Origin of the sequence: Ferdinandcohnia sp. FSL W7-1320, from assembly GCF_038050315.1 — a bacterium.
Taxonomy (GTDB): Bacteria; Bacillota; Bacilli; order Bacillales; family Bacillaceae_L; genus Ferdinandcohnia; species Ferdinandcohnia aciditolerans.
Genome location: NZ_JBBPAM010000001.1, coordinates 158,832 through 180,180, shown reverse-complemented (window position 1 = coordinate 180,180; position 21,349 = coordinate 158,832). Strand labels below are relative to the sequence as shown.

Annotated in this window: 17 protein-coding genes, 10 tRNA genes and 3 rRNA genes; 7 read left to right on the top strand and 23 right to left on the bottom strand. The window is 42.4% G+C overall.

What is annotated here, in order from left to right:
• Window positions 1-5 precede the first annotated feature (5 nt).
• The 15 genes from rocF to NST91_RS00940 all read right to left on the bottom strand — a co-directional run bounded on the left by rocF (window position 6) and on the right by NST91_RS00940 (window position 7,826).
• The gene (rocF, locus tag NST91_RS01010; RefSeq protein WP_341329642.1) at window positions 6-908 is read right to left on the bottom strand and encodes an arginase; all 903 of its coding nucleotides are present in this window, start codon (window positions 906-908) and stop codon (window positions 6-8) included.
• Window positions 909-1,082: 174 nt separating this feature from the next.
• Window positions 1,083-1,158: transfer RNA gene (locus NST91_RS01005), tRNA-Ala, on the bottom strand.
• Between the two features lie 23 nt (window positions 1,159-1,181).
• Window positions 1,182-1,256: transfer RNA gene (locus tag NST91_RS01000), tRNA-Gly, on the bottom strand.
• A gap of 5 nt (window positions 1,257-1,261) precedes the next feature.
• A tRNA-Lys gene (locus NST91_RS00995) sits at window positions 1,262-1,334 on the bottom strand.
• A 5-nt stretch (window positions 1,335-1,339) separates the two neighbouring features.
• Window positions 1,340-1,414: transfer RNA gene (locus tag NST91_RS00990), tRNA-Gln, on the bottom strand.
• Between the two features lie 319 nt (window positions 1,415-1,733).
• Window positions 1,734-1,818: transfer RNA gene (locus NST91_RS00985), tRNA-Tyr, on the bottom strand.
• Between the two features lie 15 nt (window positions 1,819-1,833).
• Window positions 1,834-1,909: transfer RNA gene (locus NST91_RS00980), tRNA-Thr, on the bottom strand.
• Window positions 1,910-1,924: 15 nt separating this feature from the next.
• Window positions 1,925-2,000: transfer RNA gene (locus NST91_RS00975), tRNA-Val, on the bottom strand.
• Window positions 2,001-2,005: 5 nt separating this feature from the next.
• A tRNA-Glu gene (locus NST91_RS00970) sits at window positions 2,006-2,080 on the bottom strand.
• A gap of 23 nt (window positions 2,081-2,103) precedes the next feature.
• Window positions 2,104-2,176: transfer RNA gene (locus tag NST91_RS00965), tRNA-Thr, on the bottom strand.
• Between the two features lie 2 nt (window positions 2,177-2,178).
• Window positions 2,179-2,253 (bottom strand) — tRNA-Asn (locus NST91_RS00960).
• Between the two features lie 6 nt (window positions 2,254-2,259).
• Window positions 2,260-2,375, bottom strand: a 5S ribosomal RNA gene (gene rrf / locus NST91_RS00955).
• Between the two features lie 62 nt (window positions 2,376-2,437).
• A 23S ribosomal RNA gene (locus tag NST91_RS00950) occupies window positions 2,438-5,369 on the bottom strand.
• Between the two features lie 381 nt (window positions 5,370-5,750).
• A 16S ribosomal RNA gene (locus tag NST91_RS00945) occupies window positions 5,751-7,302 on the bottom strand.
• The 16S, 23S and 5S rRNA genes sit together here with 10 tRNA genes alongside, the layout of an rRNA operon.
• A 293-nt stretch (window positions 7,303-7,595) precedes the next feature.
• Complete coding sequence (locus NST91_RS00940) at window positions 7,596-7,826, bottom strand: hypothetical protein (protein WP_341329641.1); 231 nt, start codon at window positions 7,824-7,826, stop codon at window positions 7,596-7,598.
• A 144-nt stretch (window positions 7,827-7,970) separates the two neighbouring features.
• On the opposite strand from NST91_RS00940, the gene pdaB reads away from it, so the two are divergent.
• Entirely contained in the window at window positions 7,971-8,735 is a 765-nt protein-coding gene (gene pdaB / locus NST91_RS00935; protein WP_341329640.1) for a polysaccharide deacetylase family sporulation protein PdaB, read from the top strand.
• A gap of 29 nt (window positions 8,736-8,764) precedes the next feature.
• On the opposite strand, the gene NST91_RS00930 is transcribed toward pdaB, so the two are convergent.
• A complete protein-coding gene (locus tag NST91_RS00930; protein ID WP_341329639.1) occupies window positions 8,765-9,361 on the bottom strand; it encodes a KinB-signaling pathway activation protein in 597 nt (198 codons plus the stop codon).
• Between the two features lie 149 nt (window positions 9,362-9,510).
• On the opposite strand from NST91_RS00930, the gene gerD reads away from it, so the two are divergent.
• Window positions 9,511-10,107 (top strand): spore germination lipoprotein GerD, encoded by a 597-nt coding sequence (gene gerD / locus NST91_RS00925; RefSeq protein WP_121448771.1) that lies wholly within the window; start codon window positions 9,511-9,513, stop codon window positions 10,105-10,107.
• 52 nt (window positions 10,108-10,159) lie between these two features.
• Here the strand turns inward: gerD and salA are convergent, their stop codons facing one another.
• The 4 genes from salA to NST91_RS00905 all read right to left on the bottom strand — a co-directional run bounded on the left by salA (window position 10,160) and on the right by NST91_RS00905 (window position 13,003).
• Entirely contained in the window at window positions 10,160-11,209 is a 1,050-nt protein-coding gene (salA, locus tag NST91_RS00920; protein WP_341329638.1) for an iron-sulfur carrier protein/transcriptional regulator SalA, read from the bottom strand.
• Between the two features lie 109 nt (window positions 11,210-11,318).
• Window positions 11,319-12,032: an N-acetylmuramoyl-L-alanine amidase CwlD gene (gene cwlD / locus NST91_RS00915; RefSeq protein ID WP_341329637.1), complete on the bottom strand. Its 714-nt coding sequence runs from the start codon at window positions 12,030-12,032 to the stop codon at window positions 11,319-11,321.
• 66 nt (window positions 12,033-12,098) lie between these two features.
• Window positions 12,099-12,542 carry a DUF2521 family protein gene (locus NST91_RS00910; protein ID WP_121448774.1) on the bottom strand — a complete coding sequence of 148 codons (444 nt, stop codon included), beginning with the start codon at window positions 12,540-12,542 and terminating at the stop codon, window positions 12,099-12,101.
• Between the two features lie 230 nt (window positions 12,543-12,772).
• A complete protein-coding gene (locus NST91_RS00905) occupies window positions 12,773-13,003 on the bottom strand; it encodes a hypothetical protein (protein ID WP_121448775.1) in 231 nt (76 codons plus the stop codon).
• A 240-nt stretch (window positions 13,004-13,243) separates the two neighbouring features.
• Here NST91_RS00905 and NST91_RS00900 point away from each other — a divergent pair, with 240 nt between their 5' ends.
• From NST91_RS00900 to NST91_RS00880, 5 genes are all read left to right on the top strand, one after another.
• Complete coding sequence (locus tag NST91_RS00900; protein ID WP_341329636.1) at window positions 13,244-13,960, top strand: SDR family NAD(P)-dependent oxidoreductase; 717 nt, start codon at window positions 13,244-13,246, stop codon at window positions 13,958-13,960.
• Between the two features lie 3 nt (window positions 13,961-13,963).
• Window positions 13,964-14,989 carry an S-adenosylmethionine:tRNA ribosyltransferase-isomerase gene (locus NST91_RS00895; protein WP_341329635.1) on the top strand — a complete coding sequence of 342 codons (1,026 nt, stop codon included), beginning with the start codon at window positions 13,964-13,966 and terminating at the stop codon, window positions 14,987-14,989.
• Window positions 14,990-15,003: 14 nt separating this feature from the next.
• Window positions 15,004-15,369: a VOC family protein gene (locus NST91_RS00890; protein WP_341329634.1), complete on the top strand. Its 366-nt coding sequence runs from the start codon at window positions 15,004-15,006 to the stop codon at window positions 15,367-15,369.
• Between the two features lie 66 nt (window positions 15,370-15,435).
• A complete protein-coding gene (locus tag NST91_RS00885) occupies window positions 15,436-16,554 on the top strand; it encodes a GAF domain-containing sensor histidine kinase (protein ID WP_341329633.1) in 1,119 nt (372 codons plus the stop codon).
• Between the two features lie 12 nt (window positions 16,555-16,566).
• The gene (locus NST91_RS00880) at window positions 16,567-17,208 is read left to right on the top strand and encodes a response regulator (protein WP_341329632.1); all 642 of its coding nucleotides are present in this window, start codon (window positions 16,567-16,569) and stop codon (window positions 17,206-17,208) included.
• A gap of 105 nt (window positions 17,209-17,313) precedes the next feature.
• Here NST91_RS00880 and fni read toward each other — a convergent pair whose 3' ends face one another.
• The 3 genes from fni to ltrA form a co-directional block, all read right to left on the bottom strand.
• Window positions 17,314-18,342: a type 2 isopentenyl-diphosphate Delta-isomerase gene (gene fni / locus NST91_RS00875; protein WP_341329631.1), complete on the bottom strand. Its 1,029-nt coding sequence runs from the start codon at window positions 18,340-18,342 to the stop codon at window positions 17,314-17,316.
• A gap of 92 nt (window positions 18,343-18,434) precedes the next feature.
• On the bottom strand, window positions 18,435-19,247 hold the full coding sequence (locus NST91_RS00870; protein ID WP_341329630.1) for a squalene/phytoene synthase family protein: 813 nt from the start codon (window positions 19,245-19,247) through the stop codon (window positions 18,435-18,437).
• 790 nt (window positions 19,248-20,037) lie between these two features.
• Window positions 20,038-21,300, bottom strand: a complete 1,263-nt coding sequence (gene ltrA / locus NST91_RS00865) for a group II intron reverse transcriptase/maturase (protein WP_341333456.1) — start codon at window positions 21,298-21,300, stop codon at window positions 20,038-20,040.
• Between the last annotated feature and the right edge of the window lie 49 nt (window positions 21,301-21,349).

Here is a 21,349-nt window from a genome sequence, read left to right as displayed (position 1 = left end):
TAGTATTATAAAAGTTTTTCTCCAAATAAGGATCCCATTAAAGCAACTGCAACAGAAGCCGTTTTGTTTTTATCATCTAGGATTGGATTCACTTCTACAAATTCAGCAGAAGTAATCAATTTTGATTCCTCTAACATTTCCATTGCAAGATGGCTTTCACGATAACTAATGCCTCCAAGAACTGGAGTCCCTACACCTGGTGCATCATGTGGATCTAAACCATCTAAATCCAATGATAAGTGAACACCATCTGTCTTGTCTTTTAAATAAGAGATCGTTTCTTCCATAACCTTTGTCATACCTATACGATCTATCTCATGCATGGTATAAACTTTGATTCCTAACTTTTTAATTAACTCCTTCTCACCATCGTCAAGTGATCTTGCACCAATAATGACAATGTTTTCAGGCTTTATTTTAGGACCATACCCAAAGATGTCTGTTAATCTCTTATGACCAAGGCCCAGACTTGCAGCGAGTGGCATTCCATGGATATTACCTGACGGTGAAGTATCTGCTGTATTTAAATCTCCATGGGCATCGTACCAAATAACTCCTAGATTTTGATAATGCTTCGCAACACCCGCAAGAGTTCCAATCGCAATACTATGGTCACCACCTAGGACAAGCGGAAACCTACCAGCATTAATGACCTCGTCCACTGTTGCAGCAAGCTTTTCATTCGCCTCTGAAACTTTTTCAAGGTTCTTTAAGTTCTGATCCTTTGCAATTTCTTCACGAGTGGGGCGTGTAATTTCAATATCACCTAAGTCATCTATATCATATTCAAGTCTTTCTAATCGTTCAACGACACCCGCATAGCGGATGGCACTTGGCCCCATATCTACTCCCCTACGCATTTGGCCTAAGTCCATGGGCACACCAATTATGGAAATATCCTTCTTCATGTTATATGAACCTCCTTCTCCCATACCCTATTGTACCTACTTTTAATAGAATGACTCAACTCAACAAAAACATGTATATATATGCAGGAATAAAGGGAACAGAATGAACATAAATGTAGGGTTTATGCAAAAAAAATAAACCCTAATAGGTTTATTGTTAGTTCTGTATGTAATTGGTGGAGCCTAGCGGGATCGAACCGCTGACCTCCTGCGTGCAAAGCAGGCGCTCTCCCAGCTGAGCTAAGGCCCCAAATATAAAAAAGAAGTAGTTCATGGAGCGGAAGACGGGATTCGAACCCGCGACCCCCACCTTGGCAAGGTGGTGTTCTACCACTGAACTACTTCCGCTTAAATGAGCCATGAAGGACTCGAACCTTCGACCCTCTGATTAAAAGTCAGATGCTCTACCAACTGAGCTAATGGCTCTAAAATGGCTGGGCTAGCAGGATTCGAACCTACGAATGACGGAGTCAAAGTCCGTTGCCTTACCGCTTGGCTATAGCCCATTGATTTTACTACGTGATTAGTCTTCCTTGAATAAACATCAAGAAAAATCAACGCAAGAGGATATTTTGGGATATTTCAGTAGGAAATATCGTCGACAATACTAAGTATTAATGTAATCCTTAACTTAATATGTCTTTTTCATCTTCAAAAGTTATCATAACACGGAATTATATTTTTTTATTACCCTAGTATCTTGCTCATATAGCATACAAATTATGTGAATCTAAGGAAATAAAATATGTCACTTCATAAAAATAGCCTATTTCAACCTTTTGAACTTGTCCAAAGAAAGAATAAAGGCTTATAAGGATATGTAAATGGTGGAGGGGGACGGATTCGAACCGCCGAACCCGGAGGGAGCGGATTTACAGTCCGCCGCGTTTAGCCACTTCGCTACCCCTCCATCATTAAATGAAGATGGTGCCGGCGATAGGAGTCGAACCCACGACCTACTGATTACAAGTCAGTTGCTCTACCAACTGAGCTACACCGGCAAATATATATTAAAATGGTGGAGGATGACGGGATCGAACCGCCGACCCCCTGCTTGTAAGGCAGGTGCTCTCCCAGCTGAGCTAATCCTCCAAAAATGGTGACCCGTACGGGATTCGAACCCGTGTTACCGCCGTGAAAGGGCGGTGTCTTAACCGCTTGACCAACGGGCCAATTTGTAAATTTCTCTTTTTTAAGCTTCCAAGCGGGCTCGAACCGCTGACCTCTTCCTTACCATGGAAGTGCTCTACCAGCTGAGCTATGGAAGCAATGGCTCCGCAGGTAGGATTCGAACCTACGACCGATCGGTTAACAGCCGATAGCTCTACCACTGAGCTACTGCGGAATAAAAGCCTAGCGACGTCCTACTCTCACAGGGACAAAGTCCCAACTACCATCGGCGCTGAAGAGCTTAACTTCCGTGTTCGGTATGGGAACGGGTGTGACCTCTTCGCTATCGCCACTAGACTATATGAAGGATTCATTCCTTCAAAACTAGATAACGTACGTACATTCATCTTCAAAGTATTTTGGTTAAGTCCTCGATCGATTAGTATCAGTCAGCTGCACATGTCACCATGCTTCCACCTCTGACCTATCAACCTCGTCATCTTCGAGGGATCTTACTAGTTTAACACTATGGGAAATCTCATCTTGAGGGGGGCTTCATGCTTAGATGCTTTCAGCACTTATCCCTTCCACACATAGCTACCCAGCTATGCCCTTGGCAGAACAACTGGTACACCAGCGGTGTGTCCATCCCGGTCCTCTCGTACTAAGGACAGCTCCTCTCAAATTTCCTACGCCCACGACGGATAGGGACCGAACTGTCTCACGACGTTCTGAACCCAGCTCGCGTACCGCTTTAATGGGCGAACAGCCCAACCCTTGGGACCGACTACAGCCCCAGGATGCGATGAGCCGACATCGAGGTGCCAAACCTCCCCGTCGATGTGGACTCTTGGGGGAGATAAGCCTGTTATCCCCGGGGTAGCTTTTATCCGTTGAGCGATGGCCCTTCCATGCGGAACCACCGGATCACTAAGCCCGACTTTCGTCCCTGCTCGACTTGTAGGTCTCGCAGTCAAGCTCCCTTGTGCCTTTACACTCTACGAATGATTTCCAACCATTCTGAGGGAACCTTTGGGCGCCTCCGTTACTTTTTAGGAGGCGACCGCCCCAGTCAAACTGCCCACCTGACACTGTCTCCAAGGCCGATAAGGCCTTCGGGTTAGAATTTCAATACAGCCAGGGTAGTATCCCACCGATGCCTCCACCGAAGCTGGCGCTCCGGCTTCCAAGGCTCCTACCTATCCTGTACAAGCTGTACCAAAATTCAATATCAGGCTGCAGTAAAGCTCCACGGGGTCTTTCCGTCCTGTCGCGGGTAACCTGCATCTTCACAGGTACTATAATTTCACCGAGTCTCTCGTTGAGACAGTGCCCAGATCGTTACACCTTTCGTGCGGGTCAGAACTTACCTGACAAGGAATTTCGCTACCTTAGGACCGTTATAGTTACGGCCGCCGTTTACTGGGGCTTCGATTCAGAGCTTCGCTTGCGCTAACCCCTCCTCTTAACCTTCCAGCACCGGGCAGGTGTCAGCCCCTATACTTCGCCTTGCGGCTTCGCAGAGACCTGTGTTTTTGCTAAACAGTCGCCTGGGCCTATTCACTGCGGCTCTTCAGGGCTATGCACCCTAAAAAGCACCCCTTCTCCCGAAGTTACGGGGTCATTTTGCCGAGTTCCTTAACGAGAGTTCTCTCGATCACCTTAGGATTCTCTCCTCGCCTACCTGTGTCGGTTTGCGGTACGGGCACCATTTACCTCGCTAGAAGCTTTTCTTGGCAGTGTGGAATCAGGAACTTCGGTACTATATTTCCCTCGCCATCACAGCTCAACCTTACGGTAAGCGGATTTGCCTACTTACCAGTCTAACTGCTTGGACGCACATATCCAACAGTGCGCTTACCCTATCCTCCTGCGTCCCTCCATCGCTCAAACGGTAAAGAGGTGGTACAGGAATATCAACCTGTTGTCCATCGCCTACGCTTTTCAGCCTCGGCTTAGGTCCCGACTAACCCTGAGCGGACGAGCCTTCCTCAGGAAACCTTAGGCATTCGGTGGATGGGATTCTCACCCATCTTTCGCTACTCATACCGGCATTCTCACTTCTAAGCGCTCCACCAGTCCTCACGGTCTGACTTCACGGCACTTAGAACGCTCTCCTACCATTGTTCGTAAGAACAATCCACAGCTTCGGTGATACGTTTAGCCCCGGTACATTTTCGGCGCAGAGTCACTCGACCAGTGAGCTATTACGCACTCTTTAAATGGTGGCTGCTTCTAAGCCAACATCCTGGTTGTCTAAGCAACTCCACATCCTTTTCCACTTAACGTATACTTTGGGACCTTAGCTGGTGGTCTGGGCTGTTTCCCTCTTGACTACGGATCTTATCACTCGCAGTCTGACTCCCGAGAATCAAGTCTTTGGCATTCGGAGTTTGACTGAATTCGGTAACCCGATGAGGGCCCCTAGTCCAATCAGTGCTCTACCTCCAAGACTCTATACTCGAGGCTAGCCCTAAAGCTATTTCGGAGAGAACCAGCTATCTCCAAGTTCGATTGGAATTTCTCCGCTACCCACACCTCATCCCCGCACTTTTCAACGTGCGTGGGTTCGGGCCTCCATTCAGTGTTACCTGAACTTCACCCTGGACATGGGTAGATCACCTGGTTTCGGGTCTACGACCACGTACTATTTCGCCCTATTCAGACTCGCTTTCGCTGCGGCTCCGTCTCTTCAACTTAACCTTGCACGGGATCGTAACTCGCCGGTTCATTCTACAAAAGGCACGCCATCACACATAAATGTGCTTTGACTACTTGTAGGCACACGGTTTCAGGTTCTATTTCACTCCCCTCCCGGGGTGCTTTTCACCTTTCCCTCACGGTACTGGTTCACTATCGGTCACTAGGGAGTATTTAGCCTTGGGAGATGGTCCTCCCAGCTTCCGACGGGATTTCTCGTGTCCCGCCGTACTCAGGATCCACTCAAGAGAGAACGAAGTTTCGACTACAGGGTTGTTACCTTCTCTGACGGACCTTTCCAGGTCACTTCGTCTACTTCGCTCTTTTGTAACTCCGTATAGAGTGTCCTACAACCCCAAGAGGCAAGCCTCTTGGTTTGGGCTATCTTCCGTTTCGCTCGCCGCTACTCAGGAAATCGCGTTTGCTTTCTCTTCCTCCGGGTACTAAGATGTTTCAGTTCCCCGGGTCTACCTTCTCTTACCCTATGTATTCAGGTAAGGATACTGCCCCATTACGAGCAGTGGGTTTCCCCATTCGGAAATCTTCGGATCAATGCTTACTTACAGCTCCCCGAAGCATATCGGTGTTAGTACCGTCCTTCATCGGCTCCTAGTGCCAAGGCATCCACCGTGCGCCCTTCATAACTTAACCTATTCGGCTTCGATAAGCTGCGAATTTCTTCGTTGACTCGCTTTCTCTGCTGCTCATGCACCCTAAAGTGCACTCCGCTGCTCGAAAACTCATCGCCTCGAACTTCTTGCTTCTCGTGCGCCTTCAAGTTTTAAAGAACTTTACTTCAATGAATGTTTTGTTACGTTATCTAGTTTTCAAGGAACGAAGCTACTGACTTCAATCACATCGTGATTAAACATCAGTGAGTAATCTTCATGCAGCTTTGCGCTGAGGAATCAATCATCTTCGATTAACCTAGCAGACGCAAGTGCAATATTGAAAGCACAAAAAAGCACTCTCAAAACTGACCACAATACAAAACGTCTTTTTATGAAGTTCGTAGAACTTCAGTTTCCTTAGAAAGGAGGTGATCCAGCCGCACCTTCCGATACGGCTACCTTGTTACGACTTCACCCCAATCATCTGTCCCACCTTAGGCGGCTGGCTCCTTGCGGTTACCCCACCGACTTCGGGTGTTACAAACTCTCGTGGTGTGACGGGCGGTGTGTACAAGGCCCGGGAACGTATTCACCGCGGCATGCTGATCCGCGATTACTAGCGATTCCGGCTTCATGCAGGCGAGTTGCAGCCTGCAATCCGAACTGAGAATGGTTTTATGGGATTGGCTTAACCTCGCGGTTTCGCTGCCCTTTGTACCATCCATTGTAGCACGTGTGTAGCCCAGGTCATAAGGGGCATGATGATTTGACGTCATCCCCACCTTCCTCCGGTTTGTCACCGGCAGTCACCTTAGAGTGCCCAACTGAATGCTGGCAACTAAGATCAAGGGTTGCGCTCGTTGCGGGACTTAACCCAACATCTCACGACACGAGCTGACGACAACCATGCACCACCTGTCACCGTGTCCCCCGAAGGGGAAAGCCCTATCTCTAGAGTTGTCACGGGATGTCAAGACCTGGTAAGGTTCTTCGCGTTGCTTCGAATTAAACCACATGCTCCACCGCTTGTGCGGGCCCCCGTCAATTCCTTTGAGTTTCAGTCTTGCGACCGTACTCCCCAGGCGGAGTGCTTAATGCGTTTGCTGCAGCACTAAAGGGCGGAAACCCTCTAACACTTAGCACTCATCGTTTACGGCGTGGACTACCAGGGTATCTAATCCTGTTCGCTCCCCACGCTTTCGCGCCTCAGCGTCAGTTACAGACCAGAGAGCCGCCTTCGCCACTGGTGTTCCTCCACATCTCTACGCATTTCACCGCTACACGTGGAATTCCGCTCTCCTCTTCTGCACTCAAGTCCCCCAGTTTCCAATGACCCTCCACGGTTGAGCCGTGGGCTTTCACATCAGACTTAAAGGACCGCCTGCGCGCGCTTTACGCCCAATAATTCCGGATAACGCTTGCCACCTACGTATTACCGCGGCTGCTGGCACGTAGTTAGCCGTGGCTTTCTGGTTAGGTACCGTCAAGGTACCGCCCTATTCGAACGGTACTTGTTCTTCCCTAACAACAGAGCTTTACGATCCGAAGACCTTCTTCGCTCACGCGGCGTTGCTCCGTCAGACTTTCGTCCATTGCGGAAGATTCCCTACTGCTGCCTCCCGTAGGAGTCTGGGCCGTGTCTCAGTCCCAGTGTGGCCGATCACCCTCTCAGGTCGGCTACGCATCGTCGCCTTGGTGAGCCATTACCTCACCAACTAGCTAATGCGCCGCGGGCCCATCTATAAGTGATAGCTAAAAGCCATCTTTCAATATGAGACCATGTGGTCTCATATGTTATCCGGTATTAGCTCCGGTTTCCCGAAGTTATCCCAGTCTTATAGGCAGGTTGCCCACGTGTTACTCACCCGTCCGCCGCTAACTTTTGGGAGCAAGCTCCCAAAAGTTCGCTCGACTTGCATGTATTAGGCACGCCGCCAGCGTTCATCCTGAGCCAGGATCAAACTCTCCAATAAGAGTATTGATTGCTCAATAGTTTGTTACTTTAGAATTAAACGTTGACGCTTGTATTGTGTTCAGTTTTCAAAGAACTTTTTTAGCTCGTCGCTCAGAAGCGACCTTTTTAATATAGCATGCCAACTGTTTGTAGTCAACACTTTTTTAAAACTTTTTTTGAAAATGTTTATCGTCAGCGACGACGTTTATTAATATATCATCGTCTGATTCTCATGTCAACAATCTTTATAAAAAAATGATTAAATATTAAAAGAGGACCATATTAGCCTGATATAATCCTCTGCCCCTCTATCTAACCCTTTTTACTGTTTAGTTTCTTTGTGCGAATATACCTACTGCACTCTGATGGATCAGCAATTCTTTTAAATAAGCGAAATAAGATCTGATATCTTTCTTCCATTGCACGTTTTACTATATGGTCTATTCGTGCATCTTCTACATCAAACAATATTTCGTCCATCTCTCTTTTTAGAAGGTATTCTAATTCTTTGACTTCCACCTGATTAACTAATAATCCAATCATAGTTTCACCTCATGTTTGTTGTAATTCTAGTTATTACCAGATTTAGTTATTTTATGAATCGATTTTTACGAAGATATTTGCACATAAAATTGGATGACAAGCATATTATTTAGACAGAAGATTCTTTGGACAAGGAGGATAAATATGAATTTTTTCTACATCCTTAGTAGCAAGAGGATTAAGCAAACATTAATTATTCTTTTCGCTTCATTATTTACCGCCAGTATCTTTTATATAGAAAAAGGCAATATTGCTCCTGTTTTTTCAACCGAAAACGGCCCACGAGTGATTTATTCAGGAGAAAAAAGCGAAAAGACAGTTGCACTTACTTTTAATATTAGTTGGGGAGACACGAAGGCCTTACCGATTCTCGATACCTTAAAGAATTCAGGTGTAACAAATGCGACCTTCTTCCTATCCGCTTCGTGGGCTGAGCGCCACCCGCAGATAGTTGAACGGATTGTGAAAGACGGGCACCAGATTGGCATTAAAGGATATGATTATAAAAACTATACTGAATTAGAGGATGTCCAAATTAAAAAGGATGTCTATAAGGCCCAAGATGCATTTAAGAAAATGGGTGTCAAAACTATTTCCTTCTTTAGAACACCTGATGGAAATTTTGACTCTAGAGTAGTAAAGGTCTTGGATTCTCTTGGATATACTCTCATTCACTGGAGTATTGATTCAAATGATTGGAACAATCCAGGTGTAGCTAAAATAACAAGCAATGTTATAGGCAGGGTAAAGAGTGGAGACATTATTTTATTCCACGCTTCAGATTCAGCTAAACAGACTGCGGAAGCACTTCCTGGAGTATTGAAAGGAATTAAAGGTAAAGGCCTGTCATTTGTAACAGTTAGCGACATGCTAAATAATGCGGATGTAAAAAGTGAAGTTGTCGAATGAATTGTAGTAAAAAAGCTGATCCCATAGGGTCAGCTTTTTTGTTTTGTTAATTTTGGAAGTATCAATAATTGATACGCATTGCAAATTAAGAGAGGAAAAATCATTAGGTACAGCCAACTTCCATCATTTGCCCTAATTGCTGGCACCCATTCAATTACAGTAACAACAAACATAAAAAATACAGCTGGAATGAATGCTTTACGATTGGTCTGTCTGCTTTTAAAGAATGCAATGATTAATGAGAAAACTAATATACCTATTGGAACCCATACATATGAGGAGATACTCTCACCCTCGGTTGCAAATACTTGAATACGGAAATAAATTAAGTCAAATAATACAAAAGCAATCAATACTACTTGAGCAGGATTCCATGCACCTTTAAACATCCCTTGTCCAAATCGGTGAACTGATAAATAGGCAAAGAAACCCATTTGGCTAATAATACTAAAAGTAAATCCAACTCCGACGAGCCAAAATGCAACCATAAGTATTTCGACGTAATCCGAAGCTATAAATAAATCTTTATATTCACTCCATTTAACAGCAAATCCAGTAATGATTCCACTAATGGCGCCTACTAGTAAGGTAGATAGAAATAACCTTACCCAATTTCGACTTTTCACGACAAAATCCCCCACTCTTTATATTCAAATATGATTGTACCAAAATGTCGGGGATAAATGCCAGTTTCTCACCATCCAATCAGTGAATATTTTTTAACAAAAAAAAGCATATTAACAACTAAGGATCCCTTATGAAAGGAGCTTTATAAATGAGAAAATGGATGTCGCTCCTCCTCATTTTTAGTTTTCTATTAGTAATAGTTGGGTGTGCCCCAGCAAATGTCGAACAAAACCGAATGGATTATGAAGAAACAAAAAAAATGGTTGTCGATATATTGAAAACCGATGACGGTAAAAAGGCAGTTGAAGAACTCATGCGAGATGAAAGAATAAAGCAGCATCTCGTCATGGACCAAGTCGTTGTTAAAGATGCCATCCGTGAAACTCTTACCTCTGACAACGGGGTTGAGTTTTGGAAAAAGACGTTTGAGGATACCAAGTTTGTAGAAGACTTTGCAAAGAGTATGCAAACGGAGCACGAAAAGCTCATTAAGGACTTGATGAAGGATCCCGACTATCAAAAAATGATGATGGACATCTTGAAAAATCCTGAGATGGAAGAACAATTCATGGATGTTCTGAAAAGCCAAGAATACAGAAAACATCTTCAAACAGTCATCAGTGAAACACTTGAAAGTCCGTTATATAAAGCTAAAATTGAAGATATTCTCATTAAAGCAGCTGAGGATATGCAAAAAGAAGAAAAAGCGAAAAAAGATGAAGGAGAAGGAACTGGAAATAGCTAACCCTCCTTCCTATATAAAAGAACCTCCTGAAACTCAGGAGGTTCTTTTTAATTTAAATAGCATCAATTACTCGTTTTGCAATTTCGTTATAGATCTTTCCAGTTGGGTGACTTTCGTCGTAAACAGATGGGGCAAAGTCCTCATCATTCCAATCAGGCTGACCTAATGGAATTTTTCCTAGCAAGGATGTTTGAAGCTCTTCCGCAAGTTTCTCTCCGCCGCCTTTACCAAACACATATTCTTTTTCGCCTGTTACTTTACTTTCAAAATAAGACATATTTTCAATAACACCAAGTACTTCGTGTTCTGTACGTAAAGCCATTGCACCCGCTCTGGCAGCTACAAATGCAGCTGTAGGATGTGGTGTTGTTACTATAATTTCTTTACAATGAGGAAGCATAGTATGAACATCTAGTGCTACATCACCTGTACCAGGCGGTAAGTCTAGAACTAAGTAATCTAGATCTCCCCATTCAACTTCATTAAAGAAGTTATTTAACATTTTTCCGAGCATTGGACCACGCCAAATAACGGGTGAATTGTCTTCCACAAAGAAGCCCATTGAAATGACTTTAACCCCTTTTCTTTCAACAGGGATAATCTTTTCGCCACGAACGACAGGGCGCTTTGTAATTCCCATCATGTCGGGAACACTGAATCCGTAAATATCTGCATCAATAATACCGACCTTTTTACCAAGTCTAGCTAAAGACACCGCTAAGTTTACAGAAACGGTAGATTTACCAACACCACCCTTACCACTTGCTACCGCAATAAAGGTCGTTTGATTTACTGGAGATAATAAAGGAGCTGATTCTTCCGCTGATTCAGCCTTAAATTTCGCCAGTTCCTCTGGCGATAAGTCAGTAAATCGAAGACCTACAGATTCTGCTCCCGCTTGTTTTAAGGCATTTACAATTGTAGATTGAAGCTGTAGTTGCTCACCAGTACCAGTCTTTGATAAAGCAATTTTTACGCTAACATGTTTCTTTTCTTCTTTTATTTTAACTTCTTTGATTGCATTCGTTTCCTCGAATGTTCTATGTAAGAATGGATCTTGCAGTTGATATAATACTTCCTTCACTTGTTGCTCAGTTAACATAACAAACACCACCTAATTACTGTATTCGGTTTCACTCAACCTCATTATACCATACCTGTCCCAAATTACAGTGTGAGGAGTGTCATAGCTACATAAAAAAACCACCTTCTTATTCAGGTGGATTTGATTCATTGGAGAAATAGCGGTTGATTCCTGTGTAAATGGAGGCTGCGACCTTGTCTTGGTATTTATCTTGAACTAGTAGGGCTTTTTCATCCGGATTTGAAAGGAATCCTACCTCTACAAGTGCTCCAGGTTTTTTCGCACTTTTTAATAAGTAAACACCATTGATCGCTTTGGCTTGTCGTGTTGTATTTCCGAGATTGTTTCGAAGCTCGTCTTGAATAAACTTGGCTACTGCCTCATTTTCCTTGTAAGTACTAAAATAAAAAGTTTGTGCACCTCTCCATCGAGGAGATGGAATGGCATTTAAATGAATACTAATAAATAAATCCGCATCTGATTCATTGATGATTTGAACTCGTTTCTTCAAATCCTCAGTCTTCCGTTTACTGTATCCTCTCATTCCATCAGGGGCTAAATCTGTATCTTCTTCCCGTATCATTTGTACAAAAGCACCCTGTTGCTGTAGGTAGTCACGGAGCTTCTTTGAGATTTCGAGGGCAATGTCTTTTTCTTGTACGTCGCCATTATCGGCACCCCCATCTGGGCCACCGTGACCAGGGTCAATTATAATTACCTTCCCTGATAAGGGTAGACTCCACGGATCCCAAACATCTTTGTCCATAAATCGATATTGTATAAATAAAAATAAAATAACAGCTCCCAATAGGATACCAGCAATTTTAAGTTTCTTATTCATCATTTACCTCCTGCATGTCCCTAAGTTAAATATATGGGACAAGGAGAGTATATATGATTAAAAATTCTAATGCAATTTTAGCCGGTATCTTTTTTCTCCTTTCTGAAAACCTTCCGTCCACCAATAGGTTACATAGTATTCGCATGCATAGTAAAGTGACTCATTGACGAAGCCTTGGTCGCCAATATGCCCCCAATAGCAAATGAACTCATATAACGCATCAATTAGATTCTTTTCAAATCGGTAGCAGCGCATCCGCACTTCTTCTACTGATTCTCCATAATAACCAAATTTGCTATATTTAGCTCCTAATAAATATGCTTCTATTGCAACATCAATACAGCCTTCTTCAATGGCACTGCCAAGTATAGAGTCCATTCTAAAAAAGCTACTAAATGAGTCGACGACATTCTTCTTTAAGTCTTCTAATGAAAGCTCACGTAACATTTTCCGTTCATACTTGATCTGCTTCTCTTTCCGCTTTTCCTTGAAGGTTGTAATTACATTCATCGTATAAGAAACCCCCTTTGACAGATAGTTTCCTACCGCACCCGCGTAAACATGCGCCAAACACAAACTACCTTAACTTCCAAAATAAACTATGCATACTCAAGATATGCACAGCTCGTTTATTGGCGACAAACAGTGCTGACAGAAGGTGCACCTTTCAAAAAAAACGATGGTGCTTGCAGTTAGATATGTTTAAGGCCCTCAATCATAAAATCTGAGAGCCTTCACTTCTATATATCGGATGTATTAAGACTATCTTGCCCTTCCAATGATGGACTTTCTTTTTGTTTTCCAACAAGCCTTGCCACTTGCCAGCCAATGACCATATGGACTACCCCCATTATGAAAAACAATAAGTAGTCCCCGATTGGTTCCGGAAGTAAAAGATCGACAACCAACCACATACCTGCCGAAGAAGCACCAATAAAAGCACCTAGCATTGATTTTTGGATTCGACTCATTCTCCACCTACCCTTTCAATTTGTGTACATTCTTAACTAATCTTATGTAGCCAGGTTGCTCGAAATAACCTGAATTTTGACGAAAGGTTGTCCAATATCGGCACTATTCCTCCTATCCTCAATTGAATAAGGAGATTATCTCATCCAAAAGTCGTAGAAAAATTCAAGCTTTTTTACGAAGAAGGATTTTTCAGAAATCGGTATGCTTAAACCATCGATAGCTAAAAGGAGAGATAAAGAATGAAAAATAAAGTTGTAATGATTACTGGTGCTTCAAAGGGTTTAGGGAGAGCACTGACATTAGCTTTTGCCAAGGAAGGAGCAAAACTTTCAATTTGTGCAAGGTCAGAAAGTGATTTATTAAAAGTCAAGCTAGAAGCAGAGAGTTTAGGGGCAAAAGTAGTTGCAGTTACCGCTGATGTTTCCCGCTCCCAAGATGTAGATCGATTCGTTTCAGTTACCGAGGCGGCTTATGGACAGATTGATGTTTTGATTAACAATGCTTCTATGTTAGGCCCGAGCCCAATGCCACTACTCCTTGATTATCCTGAAGAAGACTTTGCTGAAGTATTAAGAGTAAATGCAGTATCAACTTTTCTAGTTACAAAAAGGGTTTCCTTAAGTATGCTTGAACGGAACCAAGGTTCCATTATCAATGTTACTTCAGAGGCTGGTCACATTGGTTATGCAGGCTGGGGAGCGTATGGGGTCTCTAAATTCGCTGTAGAAGGCATTACCCAAACATGGGCCGATGAATTTAGTGAGACTGGAATTCGGATTAATATGGTCGACCCTGGCGAAATGGACACTGACATGCACAAACTCGCTGTTCCAGATTGCGATTATCCGTTAGCAAAACCTGAAGAAGTCGTTGATATATTCTTATATTTAGCATCTGATCGAGCAAAAAGCATTAATGGAAAACGATTCTCAGCCCAATCTGAGGAGGAGGGGTAGGACATGGTAGACAACACTCTAGATTTTTACCTTCCAAATGAACTAAATGCATCCCTTCCACCTGAAGAGCGTGGCATCAGAAGAGATCACGTCCGGATGATGGCGCTTGACCGGAATTACGGTAAGATCCAACATGACCTTTTCTTCAATTTACCTGAATATTTACAGCCAGGAGACCTTGTTATTTTAAATAATAGCCGCACCATACCAGCAGTTTTCCAAGCAAAGAATCTAAGTAACGGGAAAATGAGAGCCAACGTCGAAGTTAGGCTGGCCAGACGAATTACTGAAGATACATGGGAGGCACTCATTGTTCAGGATTATACAAAGATTGGTGACATTTTTATATTTGCACCTGAGCTTTCGGCAATGGTAATTGGTCTAAAGGAGAAAACTCCACTAGCAATATTGAAGTTTGAGAAGAAAGGTTCCGACCTATTAAACATGTTCTATAGCCTCGGAGAACCTGTTCGTTACGAATATATCAATCACCCCTGGGATTTGGATTATTATCAAACGGTTTTCGCAAGCCATCCCGGCTCAGTCGAGATGCCCTCAGCTGGTAGAGCCTTTAGCTGGGAACTGTTATTTACACTAAAGCAAAAAGGAATTCAGGTTGATTTTATTCAACTTCATACTGGGCTTAGTTATTTGCTTGATGACAAGTGGCACCAAACTCCAGAAGAGAACGAAGAGGAATACCATATATCTGAACAGACCCAACAAAAGATTATTGCGACAAAAACTGCTGGTAAAAGAATTATAGCCGTTGGTACAACCGTAGTTAGAACACTTGAAACGTATGCGATATCGGGTGAACTTTCAGGGGTAACAAATTTATATATCAATGAGCACTTTCCTCTAAGAATTGCTGACGGAATCATAACGGGGTTACATGAGCCAGAGGCTAGCCATCTTGATATGCTTACCGCCTTTATTTCTAAACAGCATCTTCTCCAGGCTTACGGCCATGCCATTGATGCAGGTTATTTATGGCATGAATTCGGTGATATGAATTTGATTATATAAATGGAGGTTTAGCCATGAAACTTCATCATATTGGCGTTAATGTCAGTCATCTTAGAAAATCGATTGAATTTTATAAAAGCCAATTCGGTTTTGAGGAAGAATCACATTTTATATTCATGGAAGAAGAAATTGTATTTTTAACTTTAGGTGACTTTCGACTTGAGTTAGTCTCTAGTAATGAAGAAAATCAGTTAAACACTCATATCTGTTTTGAGGTCAATAATTTGACTGATGTAATGGCCAAATCTAAAACACTCCGTAAAATGGAAGGACCCTATGAACTTGATAATGGGTGGCAAACAGTCTTCTATGAAGGGCCTAATCAAGAAATAGTAGAATTATTGCAGGTTTCGAGTGCTAACAGTAAACTTATTAGATAAACCGGAGTCTGAAAATTAGAAATACTGTATAATGGAAGCAGATACTTCGTGGCGGAGGGAGAAACAATGTCTGGTAAGGATAGATATCAACAACTCAACATTTTAAAAGAGATAGCTGAGCTTTTAAACGAAGGAACAGATACAACAGAAGTATTGAAGGTTGTCTTGAAAAAACTTCTTCAAGTAACTGGCCTTCAAACAGGTTGGATATTTTTAATTGATGACGATGGCAAACATCATCTTATTGCTGATGAAGCCCTGCCGCCCGCTTTAGCCAATGATCATAAGCGACGCATGTGCCATGGTAAGTGCTGGTGTGTAAACAAGTACAATAATCAACAACTCAATAAAGCAACGAATATTATCGAATGTAAACGAATTGAAGATGCTCTTGATGAAGAAGCCGGAGAAACAGGTGGTCTGACTCATCACGCCACCGTCCCGCTTCGTGCTGGCCAAGAAAGGTTTGGGATCTTAAATGTAGGTGCTCCAAACAAAACAAATTTCGAGAAAAATGAACTCGCACTGCTAGAAGCAGTAGCCTACCAAATCGGAACTGCCTTAAAAAGAATTAAACTTACCCAACGTGAGCAAAATACAGCGCTCGTTGCTGAGCGAAACCGTTTGGCACGGGACCTTCACGACTCAGTAAATCAACTCCTCTTTTCATTAAGTCTTACCGCAAGGGCTGGGGTTGAGTTGACGGAAATCAATGAAGTCCAGCAAACGTTCACCTATATACAAGATATGGCACAAGAAGCACTTGGAGAAATGAGAGCATTAATCTGGCAGCTACGTCCAGAAGGACTTGAAAATGGTCTTGTTAGCGCCTTACGAAGCTATGCTGAGATGTTAGGCCTTTCTATCAAAACAAAGCTGACAGGTGCAGTTAACCTATCCGGAAAAGTAGAAGAATCCTTGTGGCGTATTGGGCAGGAGGCTCTGGCCAATTGTAAAAAACATTCACAGACAACTGAAGTAGAATTAGAATTACAAGCTTCTGAAGCCGGTGTAAAAATGAACATTAGGGATAAGGGATGCGGCTTCCACTATGAAGTAGATCGCGAAATACTCTCGTTGGGGTTACGAAATATGAAAACAAGGACGGAAAGCTTAAACGGGACTTTTTCTTTACAAAGTAAGCCGGGAATTGGAACAGAAATACAGGTCCAGATCCCGCTTTAGGGGGATAAGTAAATGAGTATACGAATATTAGTAGTAGACGACCATCATGTCGTCAGGCGGGGCCTCGTTTTTTTCCTCCGTACACAAAGAGATATGATGATTGTCGGAGAAGCAGCAAATGGGAAAGAGGCCATTAAACAAGCGAAATTATTAAAACCAGAATTAATTCTCATGGACTTAGTAATGCCTGAGATGGACGGTATTCAGGCAACAAGAGAAATCAAAAAGGAACAACCTGAAATCAAAATCATGATGTTGACTAGTTTTTCTGATCAAGACCACGTCATACCTGCCCTGGAAGCTGGAGCGTCTGGGTATCAATTAAAAGATATTGAGCCCGATGAGCTGATATCTTCAATTAAAAGAATCATGGGCGGTGAAAATCAGATTCATCCAAAAGCAACCTCGCACCTCCTGGCCAATTTATCCTCTAACAGGAACCAGGCGAAACATGTATTTGAGGCATTAACTAAAAGGGAAGTAGATGTGTTAAAGGAAATTGCCAAAGGAAAAAGCAATAAGGAAATTGCAAGCTCCTTATTCATCACTGAAAAAACAGTCAAAACCCATGTTTCAAACCTATTGGCAAAACTCGAATTAGCGGACCGGACACAGGCAGCCCTTTTTGCAGTCAAAAATCAGTTAGTCGACTAAAGTAGAAGAAATTTTTAATTACTCAAAATAGACTCCCAACCAATTGTTGAGAGTCCTTCATTATAAACAAAAGATGAAACTATGACATTATCGCAGGACGTCTGATCATTTCCCCTTTAACCTTGGGGTGTCCTTAAGCTCTTGAATCTTTGCCGCACCGATTCCGAACATTGACATTCTTAGTTCCATTTCCCGAATTTTCATTACTTCAACTACATCTTCCACGCTCTGGGTCGCTTCTTTCAGGATAGATCGTCCGAACCCGACAAGATCGGCCCCCAATGCGATGACTTTTGCAGCATCTAGACCTGTCTGCATTCCACCACTAGCAATCAATGAACGTTCACCAATTTCACCTCGAACCATTCTGATTGATTCCACCGTTGGAATCCCCCATTCGCTGAATGCCTCCGCAGCAACCCGCCGAATGGAGTCATTAGACCTGAATTTTTCAACCTGGCTCCAAGAAGTCCCACCGGCTCCTGCAACATCAATAAACGCAACTCCTGCATCAACTAACTTTCTAGCCGTTTGATCATCAATTCCCCATCCGACTTCTTTGACCCCGATGGGAACCTCCAGTGTTTTGCATAGTTGTTCAATCTTCTTTAATAACCCTTTAAAATTCGTATCTCCATTATCTTGAATCACTTCTTGGATACTGTTCAAATGAAGAACGAGCATATCTGCATCGGTGATCTCGATAATTCGCCTGCATTCCTCGACTCCATATCCGAAATTTAGCTGAACAGCTCCTAAGTTAGCTATGATTGGGACGCTTGGTGCATACTCCCTTACCTGAAAAGAGGAAGCATGTCCGTCACTGTCAAGCAGCGCCCGGGTTGATCCGAGTGCCAGAGCCCAACCCCTTTCCTCAGCAGCAATAGCCAAGTTTCGATTAATCGCCTCCGCAAGGCCTGTCCCACCCGTCATCGAACTGATGAGAAACGGAGTTTGGCATTCAAAGCCAAGGAATGTGGTTTTAATAGAGATTTCATCAAAATCAATTTCAGGAAGTGCATTATGAACAAACACAAGCTTCTCTAATCCAGTTGAAATTGAATCCCCCGTAACCTTCTCGTTCAGAGTAATTTGAATATGTTGAGATTTTCTTTCCTCAATTGAGTTGGCCATCACCAACACCTGCCCTTATTCTAAATTCAAAATGATCACACACTCATGTTACGCCACAGCAAACACTGTCTTAAGTCTAAAGAACCATTGTCCTATTTGGTCTGTACTTCTTCCACTGTTTGCTCTACTTCAGCACGCGTCATTTTCTCCCGACCATCCTTCAATGCTTGTAACGTTTTGTGTGCCAGAGCAAGAGGTAGACGACAAAATAAAATAATGCTTTTCCTTTTAAGAGATTTCATATACAAATCTGCTTTTGCCAAGTTTTCCTCAGCGTATTCGAATAAGTCCGCACGATTCCAACCGTCAGGAACAAAACTTACACCACGTTCGTCCAAATCTTCCTTCTGATTGCGCAAGATATTTACAGCCTGAAGTCCACGACCATAACCAATCGCTAATTCCCGATCGGTTTTTTCTCCGCCGTAATGCTCCCAAAGATCTGATAGCATCACTCCAACAAGTCCTGCAACGTAATATGTATAGTCATCCAAATCTTCACGTGTACGAATACTCCAATTTGCTTTTGACCATTTTGCCATTCCTAATGCCATCTCACCAGCAGCGTTGGTAACTATCGTCAAAGCATCCTTCGGACATGCCTGTAACCACTCTTCTAAACGAATTGTCACTTCAGGCATTTTATCTCTTATTGGTCCAAGTATTCTTAGATATTCTTCATTATCGAATGGTTGTTTAAATAAATCGCTTAACTTTGCTAAAACTGTATATTTCACATCATTGTCTATCTCTTCATGGTCTTCAATTTCATCAATCGCACGAAATACTAAATAAGCAGATGCAACCGAATACTTCAACTCTTTTTGCAAAAAAGTAATCGGAATATAAAATGTACGACTCGTCTCTTTTAGCATACGCATCGCATCTTTAGGAAACCCACTCATTTTTCAAACCTCCTATTTACAAGCCTTTAACATTCATTATACATAACATTCATGAAAGTTGGTCATTGTAAGAACTACCAAATTTAAAAGTGAGACTTTTTTTGACTAGTGGCCCTCTTTGCTTTTTTCGCTATAACTTGCTTATTTGTATTAATTATCATCGCTAATCTTATAAGAATAATTGTATTATTCCCCTAACTCATGACTTTTTTGTTCCAAAATTAGTTGAACGTCGCATGCTTTATTATATCCACTCTGATCGAGTACTTAGTAAACCTCACGCTGTTTTCCATTGATTCAGACACAGCTTGATGAAATCCTGGGGTTCGTGTCTAAATACCACTTGATTTAGACACTTCTTCTAAAAAAAACTAGCGCTCTGTCCGGATAAGTGCTTGATTCGGACACAGCATGATGAAACCTTGAAGTTCGTGTCCAAATTCACCCTTGATTAGGACCACTTGATAAAACATTGAGGTTCGTGTCCAAATACACTCTTGATTCGGACTCTTCCTCAAAATATACAAACTCTGTCTGAATATACACACCTGATTCATACACCACTTAATGAAATAATGGGATTCGTGTCAAAATACACCCATAATTCGGACTCATTCACAAAACTAATCGGACTCACTGTCCAAAATTCGGAGCTTGAGTAGGATATCCGAATTAAATCGAACTCTTTATACACTTCATTAAATCAATACACAATCGAGTAGGAGGCGCGTTACCGCGCCGACCTCTCACACCACCGTACGTACCGTTCGGTATACGGCGGTTCGAAAGTTTATGTAATAATTTGATTCAATTGTTTCAGTCCTTGTTTCAACCAGTATTCTTTATTCATAGCTGAATCCAAGACAGGATTATTAGACGTTCTCCAATATCCCTTTCGGGAGTTTGCACATTTCCAAGCAGTTCTTGAGTAGATGCCTAATTTCTTTAGGTTTCGGTATTTGGTTCTCGTTTTCTTCCATTCTTTCCATCGGCAGGCTCTCAATCTTCTTCTGATATGTGCGTCTAATAGATATGTATATCTCTTTATATCAGCGATTTTGAAATAGTTTCCCCACCCTTGAATTAGTCGGTTTATCTTTTGAATGCGATACTCCATACTTACTCCCCAATTGCGGTTTGTAAGTTTCTTTAGCTTACCTTCAAACCTTTGTTTAGATTTCTTTGGCACGTACACCCTGACTTTTCCCTTACTTCGGTAGAAACTCATCCCTAAGAATATACGTGCTAAGGGCTTTCCCACCGCACTTTTCTCTTCATTCACCTTGAGTTTTAGCTTCTTTTCTATGAAGTCGGTTATTCCGCTTTTAACTCGTTCACCAGCTTTTTGACTCTTCACGTATATGTTGCAGTCATCGGCGTAACGGACAAATTTATGCCCTCGTTTTTCAAGTTCTTTATCCAACTCATTTAAGATGACATTGCTAAGTAGTGGACTAAGTGGTCCTCCTTGTGGAGTACCTTCTTTATTTACAGACACAACACCATGTTCCAAGACTCCTGCTTGTAAGTACCGACGTATAAGTTTTAATGTCGGTTTATCAGTAATGGTCTTAGCTACGATAGACATTAATTTATCGTGTTGTACTTTATCAAAGAATTTTTCTAGGTCCATATCTACAACATATTGGTACCCATCTTCGATGTATAATCTAGCTTGCTCAATAGCCTGATGAGCACTCTTATTAGGCCTAAATCCATAGCTATGAGGGCTAAATTGTTTCTCGAAAATTGGGGTCAGCACCTGAATAATTCCTTGCTGGATAACTCGATCGGTTACTGTAGGGATTCCTAAATTACGCTTACCACCGTTAGGTTTTGGGATTTCTACCCTTCTAACTGCTCGAGGTTTGTATTGCCCATCCCGTATAAGTCGAATGATTTCTTGTCCGTGTTCTTTCAAATAAAGGCGAGTAGCTTCTATATCTTTCTCATCGACTCCTGCTGCTCCTTTGTTTCTCTTTACCTTCTGAAAGGCTCGATTCATGTTCTCTCGGCTTATGATTCTCTCAATTAATTCGTTATTATATTCCATATCGTTCCCATGTTCTTGACTTTGCACAAAGAGAACTCCACTCTACAAT

What these genes read in the sequence shown, in the direction of transcription:
- NST91_RS00890 (WP_341329634.1), top strand. Translation starts at nt 15,004, where the DNA reads ATGAAACTTCATCATATTGGCGTTAATGTCAGTCATCTTAGAAAATCG.
- rocF (WP_341329642.1), bottom strand. Translation starts at nt 908, where the DNA reads ATGAAGAAGGATATTTCCATAATTGGTGTGCCCATGGACTTAGGCCAA.
- pdaB (WP_341329640.1), top strand. Translation starts at nt 7,971, where the DNA reads ATGAATTTTTTCTACATCCTTAGTAGCAAGAGGATTAAGCAAACATTA.
- NST91_RS00940 (WP_341329641.1), bottom strand. Translation starts at nt 7,826, where the DNA reads ATGATTGGATTATTAGTTAATCAGGTGGAAGTCAAAGAATTAGAATAC.
- ltrA (WP_341333456.1), bottom strand. Translation starts at nt 21,300, where the DNA reads ATGGAATATAATAACGAATTAATTGAGAGAATCATAAGCCGAGAGAAC.
- fni (WP_341329631.1), bottom strand. Translation starts at nt 18,342, where the DNA reads ATGGCCAACTCAATTGAGGAAAGAAAATCTCAACATATTCAAATTACT.
- NST91_RS00885 (WP_341329633.1), top strand. Translation starts at nt 15,436, where the DNA reads ATGTCTGGTAAGGATAGATATCAACAACTCAACATTTTAAAAGAGATA.
- NST91_RS00880 (WP_341329632.1), top strand. Translation starts at nt 16,567, where the DNA reads ATGAGTATACGAATATTAGTAGTAGACGACCATCATGTCGTCAGGCGG.
- cwlD (WP_341329637.1), bottom strand. Translation starts at nt 12,032, where the DNA reads ATGAATAAGAAACTTAAAATTGCTGGTATCCTATTGGGAGCTGTTATT.
- NST91_RS00905 (WP_121448775.1), bottom strand. Translation starts at nt 13,003, where the DNA reads ATGAGTCGAATCCAAAAATCAATGCTAGGTGCTTTTATTGGTGCTTCT.
- NST91_RS00900 (WP_341329636.1), top strand. Translation starts at nt 13,244, where the DNA reads ATGAAAAATAAAGTTGTAATGATTACTGGTGCTTCAAAGGGTTTAGGG.
- salA (WP_341329638.1), bottom strand. Translation starts at nt 11,209, where the DNA reads ATGTTAACTGAGCAACAAGTGAAGGAAGTATTATATCAACTGCAAGAT.
- gerD (WP_121448771.1), top strand. Translation starts at nt 9,511, where the DNA reads ATGAGAAAATGGATGTCGCTCCTCCTCATTTTTAGTTTTCTATTAGTA.
- NST91_RS00870 (WP_341329630.1), bottom strand. Translation starts at nt 19,247, where the DNA reads ATGAGTGGGTTTCCTAAAGATGCGATGCGTATGCTAAAAGAGACGAGT.
- NST91_RS00910 (WP_121448774.1), bottom strand. Translation starts at nt 12,542, where the DNA reads ATGAATGTAATTACAACCTTCAAGGAAAAGCGGAAAGAGAAGCAGATC.
- NST91_RS00895 (WP_341329635.1), top strand. Translation starts at nt 13,964, where the DNA reads ATGGTAGACAACACTCTAGATTTTTACCTTCCAAATGAACTAAATGCA.